Annotated in this window: 13 protein-coding genes and 2 tRNA genes; 9 read left to right on the forward strand and 6 right to left on the reverse strand. The window is 29.5% G+C overall.

Going from position 1 to position 19060, the window contains the following annotated elements; genetic code table 11:
- The first annotated feature begins 34 nt into the window (after window positions 1-34).
- Window positions 35-119, forward strand: a tRNA-Leu gene (locus ACTTAY_RS00545).
- A 6-nt stretch (window positions 120-125) separates the two neighbouring features.
- Complete coding sequence (locus tag ACTTAY_RS00550) at window positions 126-1823, forward strand: AMP-dependent synthetase/ligase (protein ID WP_440671977.1); 1698 nt, start codon at window positions 126-128, stop codon at window positions 1821-1823.
- A gap of 359 nt (window positions 1824-2182) precedes the next feature.
- On the opposite strand, the gene ACTTAY_RS00555 is transcribed toward ACTTAY_RS00550, so the two are convergent.
- Genes ACTTAY_RS00555 through ACTTAY_RS00570 form a run of 4 tightly spaced genes read right to left on the reverse strand, consistent with a single transcriptional unit; the run spans window position 2183 to window position 6266 of the window.
- Window positions 2183-3088, reverse strand: a complete 906-nt coding sequence (locus ACTTAY_RS00555; protein WP_440671978.1) for a CarD family transcriptional regulator — start codon at window positions 3086-3088, stop codon at window positions 2183-2185.
- The gene (gene fdxA, locus ACTTAY_RS00560; protein WP_075484280.1) at window positions 3045-3371 is read right to left on the reverse strand and encodes a ferredoxin FdxA; all 327 of its coding nucleotides are present in this window, start codon (window positions 3369-3371) and stop codon (window positions 3045-3047) included. Before fdxA ends, ACTTAY_RS00555 begins: the two co-directional genes overlap by 44 nt.
- On the reverse strand, window positions 3368-3784 hold the full coding sequence (locus ACTTAY_RS00565) for a TerB family tellurite resistance protein (RefSeq protein WP_440671979.1): 417 nt from the start codon (window positions 3782-3784) through the stop codon (window positions 3368-3370). Before ACTTAY_RS00565 ends, fdxA begins: the two co-directional genes overlap by 4 nt.
- Before the next feature lie 4 nt (window positions 3785-3788).
- Window positions 3789-6266, reverse strand: a complete 2478-nt coding sequence (locus ACTTAY_RS00570) for a helicase-related protein (RefSeq protein WP_440671980.1) — start codon at window positions 6264-6266, stop codon at window positions 3789-3791.
- A gap of 174 nt (window positions 6267-6440) precedes the next feature.
- On the opposite strand from ACTTAY_RS00570, the gene ACTTAY_RS00575 reads away from it, so the two are divergent.
- From ACTTAY_RS00575 to ACTTAY_RS00590, 4 genes are all read left to right on the forward strand, one after another.
- Complete coding sequence (locus tag ACTTAY_RS00575; RefSeq protein WP_440671981.1) at window positions 6441-8399, forward strand: acetoacetate--CoA ligase; 1959 nt, start codon at window positions 6441-6443, stop codon at window positions 8397-8399.
- A gap of 3 nt (window positions 8400-8402) precedes the next feature.
- Entirely contained in the window at window positions 8403-9629 is a 1227-nt protein-coding gene (locus ACTTAY_RS00580) for a pyridoxal phosphate-dependent aminotransferase (RefSeq protein WP_440648241.1), read from the forward strand.
- 84 nt (window positions 9630-9713) lie between these two features.
- The gene (locus ACTTAY_RS00585; RefSeq protein WP_262590104.1) at window positions 9714-10718 is read left to right on the forward strand and encodes a TAXI family TRAP transporter solute-binding subunit; all 1005 of its coding nucleotides are present in this window, start codon (window positions 9714-9716) and stop codon (window positions 10716-10718) included.
- Between the two features lie 72 nt (window positions 10719-10790).
- The gene (locus tag ACTTAY_RS00590) at window positions 10791-13112 is read left to right on the forward strand and encodes a TRAP transporter permease (RefSeq protein ID WP_440671982.1); all 2322 of its coding nucleotides are present in this window, start codon (window positions 10791-10793) and stop codon (window positions 13110-13112) included.
- 1 nt (window position 13113) lies between these two features.
- Here ACTTAY_RS00590 and ACTTAY_RS00595 read toward each other — a convergent pair whose 3' ends face one another.
- Window positions 13114-13539, reverse strand: a complete 426-nt coding sequence (locus ACTTAY_RS00595) for a PaaI family thioesterase (protein ID WP_440653399.1) — start codon at window positions 13537-13539, stop codon at window positions 13114-13116.
- 117 nt (window positions 13540-13656) lie between these two features.
- A tRNA-Arg gene (locus ACTTAY_RS00600) sits at window positions 13657-13733 on the reverse strand.
- Window positions 13734-13880: 147 nt separating this feature from the next.
- Between ACTTAY_RS00600 and aceE the strand changes: the two genes are divergently transcribed.
- From aceE to ACTTAY_RS00615, 3 genes are all read left to right on the forward strand, one after another.
- Window positions 13881-16922: a pyruvate dehydrogenase (acetyl-transferring), homodimeric type gene (gene aceE / locus ACTTAY_RS00605; RefSeq protein WP_440671983.1), complete on the forward strand. Its 3042-nt coding sequence runs from the start codon at window positions 13881-13883 to the stop codon at window positions 16920-16922.
- A complete protein-coding gene (locus ACTTAY_RS00610; protein ID WP_440671984.1) occupies window positions 16922-18184 on the forward strand; it encodes a 2-oxo acid dehydrogenase subunit E2 in 1263 nt (420 codons plus the stop codon). Before aceE ends, ACTTAY_RS00610 begins: the two co-directional genes overlap by 1 nt.
- Window positions 18185-18190: 6 nt before the next feature.
- On the forward strand, window positions 18191-19060 hold an 870-nt coding region (locus tag ACTTAY_RS00615), incomplete at its 3' end, for a DMT family transporter (RefSeq protein WP_440671985.1).

The raw sequence follows: 19060 nt of genomic DNA on the forward strand, positions 1-19060 counted from the left end.
GTTCTTATACTATTTAATTATAATTTAATTTAATGGGCGAATGGCGGAACTGGTAGACGCGCACGACTCAAAATCGTGTTTCGCAAGAAGTGAGAGTTCGATTCTCTCTTCGCCCACCAAAGTTTATGAATATAAAAAACTATAATAATCTTTTAGAATTATTTTATAATCAGTATACAAAAGAAAAAGCAGATCAAATTTTTCTAAAATCCTTAAAAAATCCAAACGATAAATTTTCTTGGAGAGATACTTATTTGAATATTATAAAATTAAGCAATGAGCTTAAATCTTTAATTCAAAAAAAAGATAGATGTTTATTAATTTCAGAAAATAGACCTGAATGGATGATATCTGATTTAGCGATAATGTTAGCAGGTGGAATTACCGTGCCAGCCTATACCACTTATACCGAAAGAGATTATGAATATTTAATTGATGATTGCAATCCATCAGTAATAATTGTCTCAGATCAAGTTCAATATAATAAAATTAAAAATATAATTTCTATAAAGCCATTTATAAAAAAGGTTATCACCTTTGATCAAATTGACAGTCAATCTGATACTATATGCGTTAAAGACATTTTTTTGAGGAATGACTGTGAAGAGATCGATTTTTTAAAATTAGAAATTTCAAGAAAAGATGTAGCTTGTATTATTTATACATCAGGAACTCAAGGTAACCCCGAGGGAGTAATGCTTAGTCATGGGGGGATTTTAAATAATTGTGAAGGTTCTATTTCACTTTTAAAAGAGATAATATCTTACAAACCTAAATTCCTAACTTGGTTACCATTATCTCATTCTTATGAACACACCGTTCAGTTTGTCCAAATAGCAATAGGTGCCGAAGTTTACTACGCAGAAAGTATAGATAAGCTTATTAAAAACATGGGGGAGTGTAGTCCAGATATTATGACAGCTGTTCCAAGATTTTATCAGAATCTGTATCAAAAAATTAATTCAACTTTTAATAAAGCTACTGGCTTTAAAAAATCTCTAATAAACAAAATGCTATATCTAGGAGAAAAAGTACTAACAAATCAAAAACTTACTTTTTTTGAAAAAGTGCAAAATACAATCTGTGAAAAAATAGTTAGAAAAAAAATAAAAGCTCAGTTTGGAGGTTCTTTAAAAGCATTCATTTCTGGAGGAGGTGCGCTAGATAAAGAAGTGGGTGTTTTTTTAAATTCGATAGGTTTACCGACTTTGCAAGGGTATGGGTTAACTGAAACTTCTCCAGTTGTAAGTTGTAACCCAATAAAAGATATAAGGATAGATACAGTAGGTCCTGCTTTTAGTGGTAATGAGGTGAAAATTGCTGATGATGGTGAAATTCTGGTTAAAGGTGAAAACGTTATGTTAGGTTATTGGAATAAAAAGGAAGAGACTGAAAAAGTTTTAAAGGATGGCTGGTTATACACTGGAGATATAGGACATTTTGAAAATGGATACTTAAAAATTACTGATAGAAAAAAAGATATTTTAATTACACCAGGTGGTGACAATATTTCACCTGTAAAAATTGAAAATGACTTACTGAAGATTGAATATGTAGAGCAAGCATTAGTTTATGGAGATAACAAACCATATTTAATAGCTATTTTAGTTTTAAATAATAATGATAGTAATGTGTCAGATGAAAACATTTCAAAAGAAATAGAAACAATAAATAAAAACTTATCTAAGATAGAAAAAATTAAAAAGTTTTTTGTAATTAAAGATCAATTTACAATTGAAAATGGATTAATGACACCAACCTTAAAGTTAAAAAGATATAAAATTATTGAAAAGTATAAAAGTGAAATAGAAAAACTTTATTAAATTTCTTTAAATTAAGAGTTTATTTACCGCATAAACATTAACTAAATTAATAAAAAAATTTTTTACAAAAAATAAAAAATAAAAAATATTTTTTTTAAAATTCGCTTTTAATTAATGATTTGACATAAGTTGTATAAAAAAATAAAAATAAGCTAACAGCGAATCAATTTGATTCGTTAAACTAAAAAGGGAGCTAAAGATGCCTAAGAAAAGAAAAAAAGCGGCAAAGAAAACTAAGAAAAAAGCTAAGAAAAAAGCTAAGAAAAAAGCTAAAAAGGCTAAGAAAAGAAGAAAGTAATAACTTAGTATTCTTTACAAAAAACGCTTCTCATAACTTTTTGTGTGAGAGGCGTTTTTTTTTATTCGTCTAAAGGTTCGTCAGTTTCAGAAATAGGTTCTTCGACAGGTAAATCAGCAGTTGGAGTTTTAGGAGTAGCGCTAATAGCTTGTGTTTGTCCACCAACATTTCTCTTTAATGCTTTATCTAATTTTTTTTGAGTGTCTTCTGGTGATAAATTTAAAATTATCTGAAATTCTGATTGCATTCTTTCATAAGCTTTTTCAAAAAGTTGTCTTTCACTATAAGATTGATCAACCATAAGATCATCGCCTTTGTTTAGATCTCTCACAACTTCAGCTAATTCATAAATTTTACCTGATGAAATTTTTGCCTCATATTCTTGTGCTCTTCTACTCCACATTGATCTTTTGATTTTTGGCTTACTTTTTAATATAGAAATACATTTGTTTACTTGATTAACTGTTGCTAAAGGTCTTAGGTGAGACTGTTTGTTAACGGGTACCATACCATTAGCTTTATCTTTTTCAAATTTGATAACGTATGTTTCAACATCAATACCACCGATATTTATTTTTTTAAATTCTGTAATTTGACCAACGCCATGTTTTGGATAAACAACATAATCTTTAATTTTAAATTCTCTTTTTTCGGTTTCTTGTTTTTTAACTTTTTTTATTTCAGGTTTAACCTCATTAGTTTTTGATATTCTTAGATTATCTACTTTCGGTTCATCTGGCGTTTCAGTAGTTTTTGAAACTTTTTTTATTTTAGGAGATTTATTTGGAATTTTTTTTAATACTTTTTTAGCTTTTTTTACTACTACTTTTTTGACTTTTTTAGTTTTAGTTTTTACAACTTTTTTAACTTTAGTTACTTTTTTCTTTTTAACTTTTTTTGTCATTTCTTTATCTGATTTACCTTTAAAGATTTTCTTTAAAATACTTTTCGTACTTATTTTGCTCATTTTTAAATTTTTCGTGATCCGCTGGGGGATCTTTTTTCTCACTTATGTTTGGCCAGATTTCTGAATATTTTTTATTGATCTCTAACCATTTTTCGCTTCCAGGTTCTGTATCTGCTTTTATAGCATCAACGGGGCACTCTGGCTCACAAACGCCACAATCTATACACTCATCCGGTTTAATTACAAGCATATTTTTACCTTCATAAAAACAATCAACCGGACAAACGTCTACACAATCAGTAAGCTTACACTTAATACAATTGTCGTTTACAATATAAGTCACTCTTTACTTTCCTCTTTTAATCTATGCTTAACATCCCCCATAGTTTTACTGTCAATGTATAAAAGTCCCGCTAATCTTCTCATAAGATTTGTTTCATACATATCAGCATCTTCATTAGAATAAATAATTGACCAAAGAGCTTCCACTATTTTAATTTTATCTTTTTCAGGTAAATTTTTAATTTCTCTTGTGAAGTCTAAAATTTGGTTTGAATTTTCCTCAATAATTTTTGCATCTTGTATAGTTTTTGTGATTTTTTCACTTTCAAGGCCCAACTCTAGAAGTGTTTTTTTAATTATTTTCTCCTCTTTGTCAGTATAATTTTCATCTATTTTTGCAGCATGGATTAATAAAGCACAAACTTTTACTATAAAATTATTCTTTTCTTTTTTATCTGTCTTTTTAAAAAACATAAAATTAACCTAGCTTGAGATTTTTAAGAACTTTAAATGGATTTTCATTTGAAACTTTTTTGTTCTGTATTTTTTTAAATTTTTTAACAGGATTATATTTAAAAAACATGTCTTGTTCTTTCTCATAAATTTTATAACCCATTTTTTGTAATAATTTTTTAAAGTTCTCTTTGCTGCAACCTAAAAGATTTAACATTTCAGGTATCATTTTTATTTCATTATTTTCTTTTGAGGTAGCATTAATAATTTGTACAAAGAGTCTTTCAAGAATATCTATTCTTACAAAAAGATTATCAAATTTTTCAAATCCACAGAGAAGCATAAAGTTTTTATTTTGAGAATCTTTATCTTCTAAAAAATTTAATCCAAAAGTTGGTGGTTTTAAATTATAGAATTTTTGATGAAAATTTTTCCACAATAAGGTTCTTAAAGATACAGCATCTGGTTTTATAAGCTGATAAAGGAATACATGGTATCTTCCAAATTTTACACCCAATTCTCTAAGTACTTTTCTATCTATTTGTTCAAGATTTTTTAAATAATCAGAAACTTTTTCTCTTTTTAAAACACCATTATTTTCATAAAGCTGATAAGCTAAAGCTTTAATCGAAGACTTATCTTCTTTAATGTTTTTTAAATCTATTAAACTTTTCAAGACATCGCTTATTTTAGAGTTTAACCATTTTTGAATAAAATCATTTAGTTTTTGTTTTGGATTTTGTTCAATAATGTCATCAACAACTAAAGTAAAATTAGGACTTAAATAATCATTTCCTGGTAACAGTCTAGCAATTGGAAATTCATTCCAATATATTTTAAAATCCTCTTTTAAATCTATTAATCCTGTATCTACAATTGACTGAATTCTTTTATCAAACTCAGGTCCAATTGATTGTCTAGCAGCTTTTTTTAATGACTTGATATCAGTTTCAAGAGAGCCTTTTTTTAAATCTAATTCTAATTTCAAACCTTTGATTTTACCAATAAACTGATCATCTATTTTAACGTCATTGTTCTTTAATATTTCAGTTTTGAATTCCATGTCTTGTTTTAAACCTCTTGCAAGTATACTTGCTCTTTTGTCGATAAAAGTCTTGGTAAGTTCTTCATGAAGTCTGTCAGAAAGTCTATCTTCTAAATGTTTTGTTTTTTCTATCCAATAATTTTGATTTTCTACCCAATTATTTTTATTTGAAACATAAGACCAAGTTCTTACATTTGCAATTCTATTTGATAAAGAATCTACATTTCCCTCTAATTTATCAAGTTTCATGAGCTGTAATCTCATGTAATCTTCTGAAATTAGACCTTTTTCACTGTTTAAAAATTTAAAAACATTTCTGATCACTTCATAATGATTGCCGTAGGTTTTTTTAACAAAATCAGGTATCTGACAACATTCCCATAATAATTTGAGAGTTCTTTCGTTAAATTCTAGATTATTTTTTTCATCTTTTATAAAATATTTTAGCGCTCTTTCATCCTCACATTCGTGAACTTTTCTTAACCATTCCATCTGGGGTCTTTCTTCAAGACTTTTAATCAGTGAATTTGGGTTATTGAAATTAAGATCAGAATTTCTCCAGAATAAAGTTCTTATTTCTTCAAATTTATGTCCTTCAATTAATTCCACTTCTTCAGGTGAAATTTCTTTACAATCACCAGTTATTCCAAAACCACCATCATTCAAATATCTTCCAGCTCTTCCCGCTATTTGACCTATTTCAGATAAATTTAATTTTCTTAATTTTTTTCCATCAAATTTTTTAAGATTTGAAAAATATACATAATCTAGATCCATATTTATTCCCATTCCAATAGCGTCAGTGGCTACTAAAAAATCGACATCTCCAGATTGGTAAAGTTCTACTTGAGCATTTCTCGTTTTAGGACTTAATGAACCCATAACTATAGCTGCTCCACCCTTTTGTCTTCTTATTAATTCTGCTATTGCATAAACTTCCTCCGCTGAAAAAGCTATGATTGCAGTTTTTCTATTTATTCTTGATATCTTTTTATGTCCGGCATAAGTGAGTTTTGATAATCTATCTCTATTAATAAATTCTAAATCCTCATTTAATTTAGATATGATGTTTTTAATAGTACTAGAACCCATTAGCATAGTAAGTTTTTCACCTCTTAAATTTAATAATCTATCTGTGAATATGTGACCTCTTTCATGATCTGCACACATTTGAATTTCATCTATGCCCACAAATTCTAAATGTTTTTCAATAGGCATTGATTCTACTGTGCATAAATAATATTTTGCGTTTGTAGGAATTATTTTTTCTTCACCAGTAATTAAAGCAACTTTGTCTATACTAATTTTTTTTATTACTTTATCGTAAACTTCTCTTGCTAATAATCTTAATGGGAACCCAATCATTCCGCTGTCAAAAGATAGCATTGTGTCAATTGCAAGATGAGTTTTACCTGTGTTTGTTGGACCAAGAACAGCTGTAATTTTATTTTTAGGCATTTCTATCTTTGGTGTATAATTTTTTTTACCTACCAGATATTGTTAGTGCTAAAGAACAAAAATAGACTAAAACATGACCGAATCGGAGGGTAAAAAGTTCTCATTTTTATATTAATATTAATGAGAATATCATAATTGAGATTAATTCTATAATAGTAATTTAAAAAAATAAAAATGACCAATAAACTTTGGGAAGCATCTTTTAAAGAGAAAAAAAATTCAAATCTTTATGCTTTTGAGAAATTTATTTCAAAAAAAATCAAAAAAAAATTTAATTTAAATTACAAAACTTTTTTAAATTGGACTATTAAAAATTCTCCTGAGTTTTGGAATTATTTTTGGGAATTTTCAGAAATTAAAGGATTGAAAAGTAAAAAAAAAATTAAAAAATCTAAAGTATTTTATAAAAATTTATTCTTACCAGGTAGTAAGTTAAATTTTGGTGAGAATTTATTGTCAAAAAATAATGATGATAAGGCGATTACTTTTATAAGCGAAAATGGCTTTAGAGAAGAAAAATCTTGGAGAGAATTAAATTTAAGTACAGGCAAAATTGTAAAGTTTTTAAAGGAAATTAAAATTAAAAAAGGAGATAGAGTTGCAGCTTATATGCCTAATACTATCGAGACAGTTGAGGCGTTTATAGCAGCGAGCACTATAGGAAGCATTTGGTCATCATGCAGTCCTGATTTTGGTATTAAAGGTGTTGTTGAGAGATTTTCTCAAATTAATCCAAAAGTTTTGTTCATTACAGACCAGTATTTTTACAATGGGAAAAAAATTAATGTATTAGAGAGATTATCTGAAATTTTAAAATCTATTCCGTCAATTAAAAATGTTGTGATTGTTAATTATCCTGGAAAAAAATATGTCACTAATAAAAGTAAATATAAGAAAATAAATTTAATTAAATGGCGTGAGATTATTCATAATCAATCTGAAAAAATAAATTTTAAAAAGTATGATTTCGAAAGTGAGTTGACTATTTTATATTCAAGTGGAACAACTGGAAAACCAAAATGTATTTGCCACAGAACTGGTGGAGTTCTTCTTCAACATAAGAAAGAACACCAATTACATTGCGATATAAAAGAAAATGATAACGTGTTTTATTTTACTACTTGTGGTTGGATGATGTGGAATTGGTTAGTAAGCTCGTTAGCTTCAAAGGCATCAATAGTACTTTTTGATGGTTCTCCAATGTATAAATCAAGTGATTTACTTTTAAAAATAGCACAAAGAGAAAAAATTACTCTGTTTGGAATTAGTGCTAAATATATTGATGCTCTAAGAAAATTAGAACCTAATCTTAAATTTAAATATAAACTTCAAAAACTAAAAACAATATGTTCAACAGGTTCTCCTTTATCAAGTGAAGGTTTTAAATATGTTTACAAAAATATTAAAAAGAAAGTTCATCTCTCATCTATTTCGGGTGGTACAGATATTGTATCGTGTTTTGTTTTAGGAAATGTATATCAGCCAGTAAATATTGGTGAAATACAAAATTCTGGCTTAGGTTTAGATGTTGATGTCTTTAATGATAGTGGCAAATCTTTAAAAAATTCTAAAGGTGAACTTGTTTGTAAAAATCCATTTCCATCAATGCCTCTTAAATTTTGGAATGATAAAAATGACGTAAAATATAAAAAAGCTTACTTCAATAGATATAAAAATATTTGGCATCATGGTGATTATGCTGAAAAAAGAAATACCGATGGTTTTATTATACATGGAAGATCTGACACTACCCTTAATCCAGGAGGTGTAAGACTTGGTACTGCTGAAATATATTCTGAGGTTGAAAAGTTTAAAGAAATTAAAGAAGCACTAGTAGTTGGTCAATCTTGGGATAATGATATAAGAATAATTCTTTTTGTTGTAATGAGTAATGAATACATACTTAATAATTCTTTACTTAATAGAATAAAAACTCAAATAAGAATAAATGCATCACCAAGACATGTCCCTAGTAAAGTAATTGTTGTAAAAGATATTCCAAGAACCAAAAGTGGTAAAATTGTTGAGCTTGCAGTTAAAAGCACTATAGAAGGAAGTGTTGTTAAAAATAAAGAAGCTTTAGCAAACCCAGAAGTTTTAAAACAATACAAAAATTTGAAACAGTTAAGTTAATAAATGTTAAAAAATATAGTTAAAGATTTAAAACCATCTTCTACGCTAGCAATTAATGAAGCTTCAAAAAAACTTGAAGATGAAGGAAAAAAAATATTTAAATTTGGTTTTGGACAATCACCCTTTAAAGTTCCACAAGACGTAGTAGAGGAGCTTAAAAATAATGCGTATCAAAACAAATATTTGCCCATGCAAGGTCTTTCAGAGCTAAGACAGTCTGTTGCAAAATACACATCAAAGAAAAAAAATTATGAATATAATTCTGAAAATGTCATCATAGGACCAGGCTCTAAAGAGTTGATGTTTTTACTTCATGTAATATTCGATGGTGAAATTATATTACCTGCACCAAGTTGGGTTTCTTACGCGCCACAAGCAATATTAGGAAGAAACAAAATTCAAATTTTACAAACAAAAAGAGAAAATAATTGGTTCCCTACAGCTCAAGAAATAGAGGAAGTAATATTAAAAGATAAAAATAAAAATTATTTATTATTTTTAAATTCCCCCAATAATCCTTCAGGACAAGTTTGTGAAAATTTGGAAGAGATTTCTAATGTTGCAAATAAACATAATCTTATAATTTTATCTGATGAGATATATTCAGAACTGACTTTTACAAAAAATTATAAGTCTATTTCAAATTTTTGTCCTGAAAAAACAATTATCAGTACCGGCCTAAGTAAATGGTGTGGAGCTGGTGGTTGGAGATTGGGATATTTTATTGTTCCAGAGAGCTTAAATGACATAAAAAATATGATTAATGTTTTAGCCAGTGAAACCTTTTCAGCAGTAAGTGCGCCTATCCAATATGCTGCAATAAAAGCATATGAAAACAATCATAGTAAATACATTAATAAATCTAGAAACATTTTAAAGGCTGTCGGCAATTATGTTTATCAAAATTTAAAATCAAACAAAATTTTAATTAATGAACCCCAAGGAGGTTTCTATTTAATGCCTGAATTTTTAAATTCTAAATTTAAAACTTCATCAGAAATGTGTGAAAATATTTTAAAAGAAACAGGTGTTGCATTATTACCTGGATCAGATTTTGGATTTAATGAAAGTAAAATGCTTGCAAGATTAAGCTTTACTGATTTTGATGGAGAAAAATTCATGAATAGTATTAAGGAAGATCAATCTATTGATTTTAATATAATCGAAAAGTTGGCACCAAAGGTTGTAGAAGGTGTTGATAATTTAAAAAAATGGTCAGAAAATCTTTAAAATCAGCCTATACATCTATTATAATTTTTTGGTAAGATTAATTTATAAAAAATAACGACATACAATTATAGAGAGGGAAAAATAATGAAAAAAATAATAACATCCCTATCAAGTGCTTTACTGATTTTATTTGCATCACTGTCCTTAACTACAGTTGCTAAATCAGCTGAGTTCTTCACGATAGGAACTGGTGGACCTACTGGAGTATATTTCCAAACAGGTAACGCTATATGTAAAATGCTTCATAAATCAGCAATTAGTGCTGAGCACGGTAGAAAAAAAGGCACAGCTAAAGCGTATAGATGTACTGCTCCATCGACAGGTGGTTCAAACTACAATATTGGACAAATAGCAGCTGGAGAATTTCAATTTGGTGTAGCTCAATCTGACTGGCAATATCACGCAGTGAATGGTTCAAGCAAATGGGAAGGAAAACAATTTAGTGATTTGAGAGCTGTGTTTTCAGTTCACAACGAACCTTTTCAAATTTGGGCTAGAAAAAAAGCAAGAATTAAAGATTTTGCAGACCTAGAAGGTAAAGTAGTAAACATTGGTAACCCTGGTTCTGGTCAGAGAGGAACTATGGAAGAACTAATGAAAGCTATGGGTGTTGATAATAGTTTCTTTAAATCAACGACAGAGTTAACTTCTTCAGAGCAAGTGAAAGCTTTATGTGATGGTAAAATTGATGCATTTGGTTATTCGGTTGGATTTCCAAATGGTGCAATGGAACAAGCCGCAACTTGTGCTGCTAAAGCATCTCCAATCAATTTGACTGGACCAGAAGTTCAAGGCTTAATTGATGGTGCTGATTATTATGCACAGGCTGTAATTCCTAAAGGCACTTATACTAAACAGAAAAAAGATGCTACTACATTTGGTGTTAAAGCAACTGTGGTAACTTCAGCAGATGTTTCTGAAGAACTAGTGTACTTAGTTACAAAAGCAGTTTTTGAAAACTTTGATGATTTCAAAAAACAACATCCAGCATTTGGATTTTTGGAAAAGAAAAACATGATTAAAGATGGTTTATCCGCTCCACTACATCCTGGTGCAATTAAATATTATAAAGAAGCTGGATTAATGTAATCTAAGTTTTTTACTTTTTAAAAGGCCTGGTAATTTTTACCGGGCCTTTTTTTTATGGTATGAATATTTCTTATGAGTGATTCAATTAGCACCAATATAAAAAATAAAATAAGCGAAGATTTATCACCAACCAGAAACATTACTGGATTTCATTTAAAGGTAGTTTCTGCAATAGCTATCATTTGGTCCTTATTTCAACTTTGGTACGCATCACCATTTCCATTTATGTTGAATATTGGAATGTTTAAAGGTTTACCTGCGAGAGCAATACATTTAGGATTTGCATTAACTTTAGCATTTTTAATCTACCCAGTAGCAAAAGGAAAAAAAATTTCATTTTTTGATATTATTATAAGTTTTGTGGGCGCTTTTTCTTGTCTCTATATTTATTTTTTTTATGATCAATTAGTAGAGAGGGGTGGTGTTCTTTTAAGTTTGAAAATCACTGATACATTCAATTTTCCATTGGAATTAATTTTAGGAGGATGTGGTATTTTAATACTTTTAGAGGCCACAAGAAGAGCAATTGGATTACCTTTGGTAATCATTGCAACTTGTTTTTTATTATTTTCATATTTTGGAAGGTATGCACCAGAGATAATTTCTCATGGAGGCTTGTCTTTAAATAGATTAGTAGGATTTCAATGGTTGGATCAAGAGGCAATATTTGGAATCCCTATTGGTGTTTCTGTAGATTTTATTTTTCTGTTCGTTTTATTTGGTGCCTTACTCGAAACAGCAGGTGGAGGTAAATATTTTTTAGATTTAGCCTTTGCGATGGTTGGTAAAATGAGAGGCGGACCAGCCAAAGCTGCAATTCTAGGTTCAGGAATGACTGGCTTAATCTCAGGATCATCAATTGCTAATACCGTAACTACTGGAACATTTACTATTCCAATAATGAAAAAAACAGGTTTCTCTAAAGAAAAGGCAGGTGCAATTGAGGTTTCATCATCTGTAAATGGACAAATAATGCCGCCTGTGATGGGTGCCGCAGCATTTGTAATGGCAAGTTTTATTGGGGTTACTTATTTTGAAATAGTTAAACATGCTTTTTTACCTGCAATTATTTCTTATATTGCTCTATTTTATATATCTCACCTAGAAGCTCTAAAATTAAATCTCAAAGGAATGGACGATGCCGATGTTCCTAATTTGAAAAAAACATTTTTATCTGGAATACACTTTTTAATTCCTATTTTTGTTTTAATTTATACTCTTGTTTATTTAAGGTTCACTGCTTCGTATTCAATTTTTTATGCAACAATTACTTTAATTTTAGTAAATCTAATTAACTTAATTATTAAAAATAATTACTCTAAAGATTCTTTTAAAGAATGGTTTAATCAAACAATCGTTGGTTTTGAAAAAGGGGCATTGAATATGGTAGCAGTTGGTATAGCAATTGCTACAGCTGGTATCATAGTAGGTGCAGTTGGCTCAACAGGCTTAAGTACAAACTTAATTATTGTTATCGAATCTATTGCTAAAGATAACGTCACAATACTATTATTTTTAACAATAATTTTATGTTTGTTGTTAGGAATGGGTTTACCAACTACAGCAAACTATGTTGTGGTTGCATCTTTGATGGCAACTGTTTTAGTTGATGTTGGAAATGCATCTGGGTTTATTTTTCCACTTATAGCAGTTCATTTATTTGTTTTTTACTTTGGACTGATGGCAGATGTAACACCGCCAGTAGGACTAGCTTCTTATGCAGCTGCAGGAATATCTGGAGGGGACCCATTAAGGACTGGAGTTCAAGCATTTTGGTATAGTTTAAGAACAGGAATATTACCAATAGTCTTTTTGTTTAATCATGAACTTTTACTTATTGGTATTGAGAATATCTGGCATGGGCTTATTGTTATTATAACATCATTAATCGGAATTTTAGTTTTTACATCAGCAACTCAAGGTTGGTTTGTAAATAGACTTAAATGGTATGAGATAATTATTTTTTTAATCATTTCTATTTCTTTATTGTCTCCAGATTTTGTTCTAAATAAATTTTACCCAAAATATAATTATCAAGAAATTAATAAAATCAATTCATTAAAATTTGATTCAAAAAAAGAAATTCAAATTAAAGTAACAAGACCCAGTTTATATGGAGAAAGATATAAACTTTTTGTAATATCAAAAAATACCTTTGAAGATCATTTTACTCTAGAGGATTATGGGATTACTTTATTGGCGCAAGATAAAAAAATAATTGTTGATAATTTAAAATGGAATGGAGAGGCAAAAAAAAATGGTTTTGAAATGGGTGATTATATTAGTGAATTCAAAATTGAAAACTTTGATAGACCGTCCAAAAATATAGTTTATCCAATCGCTTTAATTTTATTAGTTATTTGTGGATATTTTAATATCAGAAGAAAAGAATAAATTAACCACCTGGACCTAAGTTTGAAGGTTTAACTTTTAAAATTTTCCAAACTCCTGTCGCTGATGTGATAATTTTGTTATTACATTTAAGCTCACAAAATAAAAATATTAATGTATTAGTTTTTTTTAAAATTTTTGTATGTCCAATAATTTCATCACCAACTTTTGAGGCACCAATAAACTTGATATCTAATGAAATAGTTACACATGGAGCATTACTCGCAGATCTGTGAGCAGCGGTTCCGGCACCTGCATCTATTAATGCTGATAGATAGCCTCCATGAGTTATACCAGCAGCATTTAAGTGATTTTCATTTATAGTAGATTTAAATTCATATTCAGTTTCAGAAATGTTTCTAAACAAAACACCTCCATTGTGTTTCATAAAACCAGGTGTTAAGCTTATTTGTTCAAATTCATTACTCATAAAATTTACAATACAATTGTTAATAGCAATAATAACAATGCGATAATTATAAAAAAGTAAATTACTGATTTTTGTAAAGATGCTTTTAAAAGCCAATCAATCATTTTTATCCTTTTTTGGTGGACCGCCCAGAACTCGAATCTGGAATCTCCCGGTTCGTAGCCGAGCGCCTTATCCAATTTGGCCAGCGGTCCAAAATTAATTTTATTAAAGATACTGTATTTTGAGGTTTTATTAACAAATTTTGTTCAATTAAAACACAGCTTTGCATAAAAAGATTAATTAATGTGATAAAATAACATAAAAATATATTTTATTTGAGTGTATAAGCCTTTTAAATAATGAGCGAAAAACTACTTGTTCCTGACATTGGTGATTTTGAGAATGTTGAGGTGATAGAATTACTTGTGAAGCCTGGAGATACAATCAAGGAAAATGATCCAGTAGTTACAATTGAAAGTGATAAATCTAGTGTTGAAATCCCATCAACTATTTCAGGAAAAATTGATACCGTTAATGTCAAAGTAGGTGATAAAGTTTCAAAAGGTGATTTACTTTTAAGTTTAAGCAATTCAACCAAAAGTCTTCCAGAGAGCAATCTTCCTAAAGATACAGAAAATATTATTAAACAAGCTGAGGAAGCAATGGCTGTAAATAAAGAGCAGCCGGTGAATGTTCCAGAGCCAGCTAAAGAAAAAAAACAATCTATAATTCAAGTTACAAATGGATTAGATACAGATCCTTTAGAAACTCAAGATTGGCTAGAGTCTTTATCTGCAGTAATTTCAAAAGATGGAAATCAAAGAGCTCATTTTTTAATTAAGGAATTAATTAACAAAGCCTATCGTGAAGGAGCAAATATTCCTTACACCCAAAATACTCCGTATATAAATACCATTCCTCCTGAGGCTGAAATAAAATCAAATGGAGATCAAAATATTGAGAGAAGAATAAGATCTCTGATCAGATGGAATGCAGCTGCAATGGTAGTAAGAGCTAACAAAAAATTTCCAGAATTAGGTGGACACATAGGAACCTTTGCATCTGCTGCAACTTTATATGATGTTGGAATGAATCATTTTTGGAGAGCAAAAAACAATAAATTTGGAGGTGATCTAGTATATTTCCAAGGACACAGTGCACCTGGAATGTATGCTAGAGCATTTTTAGAGGGTAGATTAACTGAGAAACAATTAGATAGTTTTAGACAGGAAGTAAAACCTGGAGGATTATCTTCATACCCTCACCCTTGGCTAATGCCAAATTTTTGGCAATTTCCGACTGTTTCAATGGGGTTAGGACCAATGCTTGCAATTTATCAAGCAAGGTACATGAAATATTTAATCAATAGAGGATTGATTAAAGATGAAGGACGAAAGGTCTGGGCTTTTTTAGGAGATGGTGAAATGGATGAACCAGAATCCATGGGTGCAATTGGATTAGCAGCTAGAGAAAAACTAGATAATTTAATTTTTGTAATTAATTGCAATCTCCAAAGACTTGATGGACCTGTAAGAGGAAATGGAAAAATTATACAAGAACTTGAAGGTAGCTTCAGAGGTGCTGGATGGAATGTAATAAAAGTTATTTGGGGTTCATATTGGGACTCATTATTAGCTAATGACAAATCTGGTCAATTAGTAAAAATTATGAATGAAACTGTAGATGGTGAATACCAAGCCATGAAAGCAAGAGATGGTGCATATGTACGAGAAAAGTTTTTTGGAAAAAATCCAGATACTTTGGAGATGGTTTCATCTATGTCAGATAAAGATATTTGGAGATTAAATCGAGGAGGACACGACCCCCATAAGGTATACGCAGCTTATGATAAAGCAATTAAAAACCAAGGAAGTCCAACAGTTATTATTGCAAAAACAATCAAGGGATATGGAATGGGAAAAACAGGTGAAAGTGTAAACACTACTCACCAAACTAAAAAATTAGATGTGGATGATCTTATGTATTATAGAGATCGTTTTGACGTTCCTCTAACTGATGAACAAGTTAGAAACATAGAATACTTTAAGCCTGATGAAAAATCTCCAGAGATTAGATACATAAAAGAAAGAAGGCTTAAACTGGGAGGTTATTTGCCAGAGAGATCAACCTTTGCAAAACCTATTAAAGCACCATCAAAAGATATTTTTGATTTTATGAAAGTTTCAACTGGTGAAAAAGAAATGTCTACCACAATGGCGCTGGTCAGAATGTTAACTAATTTGTTAAGAGATAAAAATATTTCACCTAGATTAGTTCCAATTATCCCAGATGAAGCAAGAACATTTGGTATGGAAGGTTTTTTTCAAAAAATTGGAATATACGCTCATGAAGGACAGAAATATGAGCCTGAAGATGCTGCACAACTAAGTTCTTATAGAGAAGATAAAAGTGGACAGGTACTTGAAGAAGGAATTAATGAAGCAGGAGCGATGTCTTCTTGGATAGCAGCTGCAACTGCTTACACAAATCATGATATTGAAATGATACCGATATATATTTTTTATTCTATGTTTGGATTTCAAAGAATTGGAGATTTAGCTTGGGCTGCTGGTGATAGCCAAGCTAGAGGTTTTTTAGTTGGTGCAACAGCCGGAAGAACAACATTAGCAGGTGAAGGATTACAACATCAAGACGGACATAGTCATTTGATTGCATCAACAATTCCTAATTGTGTAACTTATGATCCTACATTTCACTATGAATTGGCAACTATTTTTAGAGAGGGTCTAAGAAGAATGCATGAGAAGAAAGAAAATGTTTTTTATTATATTACAACAATGAACGAAAATTATTCACATCCTGAAATGCCTAAGGATAAAAATTGTGAAGAGGGAATTCTTAAAGGAATGTATAAGATAAAGGAATTTAACAAATATAAAAAAACGAAACTTCAACTTTTAGGCTCAGGAACGATATTAAGAGAGATGATGTCAGCAGCTGAAATTTTACAAAACGACTATCAAATTGATAGTGAAATATGGAGTGTTACAAGTTTTAATGAGTTAAGAAAAGATGGGATGGAAGTTGAAAGATACAACCTTCTAAATCCCGACAAAACTCCTAAAAAATCATATGTAGAGCAATGTCTTGGAAGTACTGAAGGACCAATTATGGCAGCATCTGATTATATGAGAATGAACTCTGATCAAATAAGACCTTACACAAACAATAAGAGCTTTTATTCTCTAGGTGCAGATGGTTTTGGAAGAAGTGACACTAGAAAAAATTTAAGAAAATTCTTTGAGGTAGATAAAGAACATTTAGTAGCTTATGGATTAAGCATTTTAGCAAAAGAACAATTGATAGCTTCAAAATATGCAAAAGATGCTATGAAAAAATACAAAATTGATGGCGATAAACCTATGCCAACAAAATTATAATGTCAGATATTGAAATTAAGGTACCAAATATAGGAGATTTTAAAGATGTTGAGGTTATTGAAGTATTGGTAAAAAAAGGCCAATCAATAAAAAAAAATGACCCTTTAATTACAATAGAAAGTGATAAGTCTAGCGTAGAAATACCATCTAGTTTTGAAGGTAAAATTTCTAACTTAAATATAAAAGTTGGAGATAAAGTATCTGAAGGAGATTTAATTTTAACTTTAGAAAAGTCATCACAGATAAATCAAAAAGTTGAACAGAAGCCAATAATAGAAAAAGAATTTAAAAAAATTGAAGTAATAAAACCTGAAGTTCAACAAGAAACTAAAGTTATAAATAATGTATCTAATATTTCATCAGCAAGCCCAAAAGCTAGAAAATTTGCTAGAGAACTCGGTGTAGATATAAATAAAGTTTTAGGAAGTGAGAGAGATGGAAGAGTTGTTGAAGAAGATATCAAAAAATTTGTAGCATTAAGATCAAACAATAACACTGAGGTTGTTGAGGAAAAAAAACCAAGCAAAATCAAAAATGAATTTGAGCATTCAGATTTTGGTCAAATAGAGATCAAAGATATACCAAGAGTAAAAAAATTATCATCAAAGTATTTAACAAATTCATGGACCACTATACCTCATGTTACAAATCATGATGAGGCTGATATTACAGAAATGGAAAACTTCAGAAATTCTTTGACTGATATTTATACGGGAGAAAAAATTAAAATTACTCCTTTAGCATTTATTGTAAAAGCTTTAGTTGCTTCGTTAAAAAAATTTCCAAGTTTTAATTCTTCAATTGATGAAATTGAAACAGGTAAAATCACAATGAAAAAATATTACCATATAGGTATAGCTGTAGACACTCCAAATGGACTAATGGTTCCAAAAATCAGAAATGCTAATAATAAAAAAATTTCTCATATTAGTAGAGAGTTGAGAGAGGTAAGTGAGCTTTGTAGAAATTTAAAAATAGATAAAAAAGAATTGTTTGGTGGTTCAATGACTATTACTAGTTTGGGTGGAATAGGTGGATCATTTTTTACACCAATAATAAATTATCCTGAAGTAGCAATTTTAGGAGTAGGTAGATCAGAGAAAAAACAAATTTATATAAATGGAAAGTTTCAAACTAGAACAATGCTACCGATTTCTTTGTCTTATGATCATAGAATTATTGATGGAGCTGAGGCAGCAAGATTTAACAATGATCTTAAAGAAAACTTAGGCAAAAATTTTGCTTATAAGCTAGCTGTATAATCAAAAATGTCTAAGCCTATTTCCCTATTAAGTGCTTTGTTATGCACTTTTATATGGGGCACAACTTTTATTGCTCAAGATACTGGCATGGACAATATTGGTCCTTTTACATTTAATGCTGTTAGATTTTTTGTTGGTTTTTTAGCTATTACCCCACTCGTAATTTTATTTGAATTAAAAAATTTTAAACCAGAATTAAAAACAGATAAAAAAACATTTGTAATTTATGTGTCTTTAATAGGATTGTCCTTATTTTTAGGTTCTGCATTACAACAGGTTGCTTTGCTCTATACAGATGTTGCAAATGCAGCCTTTTTTACGATCTTTTATGTACCTATGGTGCCTATCATAATTTATTTGTTTGGAAAAAAATCAATACATTGGAGTGTATGGCCTTCAGTAATTTTATGTTTAATTGGAGGATATTTATTAACAAATTTTTACGATGCAACTGTTAGATTGGGAGATACCTTGGTTGTACTAGGAGCTTTATTTTGGAGCACACATATTATATTTACTGGAATTATTATTTCTAAATACAATCTTCCACTTACAATTGGAGCAATTCAAACTTTAATCGTAGCTATTTTGTCTTTTTTCATTGGAATTCTTTATGAAGAATTTGTTTGGAACAACATTCTAATGGAAATGTATTCTATATTATATGCTGGAATATTATCTGGAGGATTTGCATTTGTATTACAGATTTATGCACAAATAAATATTACACCTGCACCAGCAGCAATTATTTTTTCCCTTGAGGGTGTATTTGCAACTGTAGCTGCATGGTTTATTTTAAATCAAGTATTAGATATAAATAATATACTTGGATGTTTTTTTATTTTGTGTGGAGTTTTATTATCACAATTACTCCCA

The sequence above is a fragment of the Candidatus Pelagibacter sp. HIMB1715 genome (assembly GCF_052047595.1).
Lineage (GTDB): Bacteria > Pseudomonadota > Alphaproteobacteria > Pelagibacterales > Pelagibacteraceae > Pelagibacter.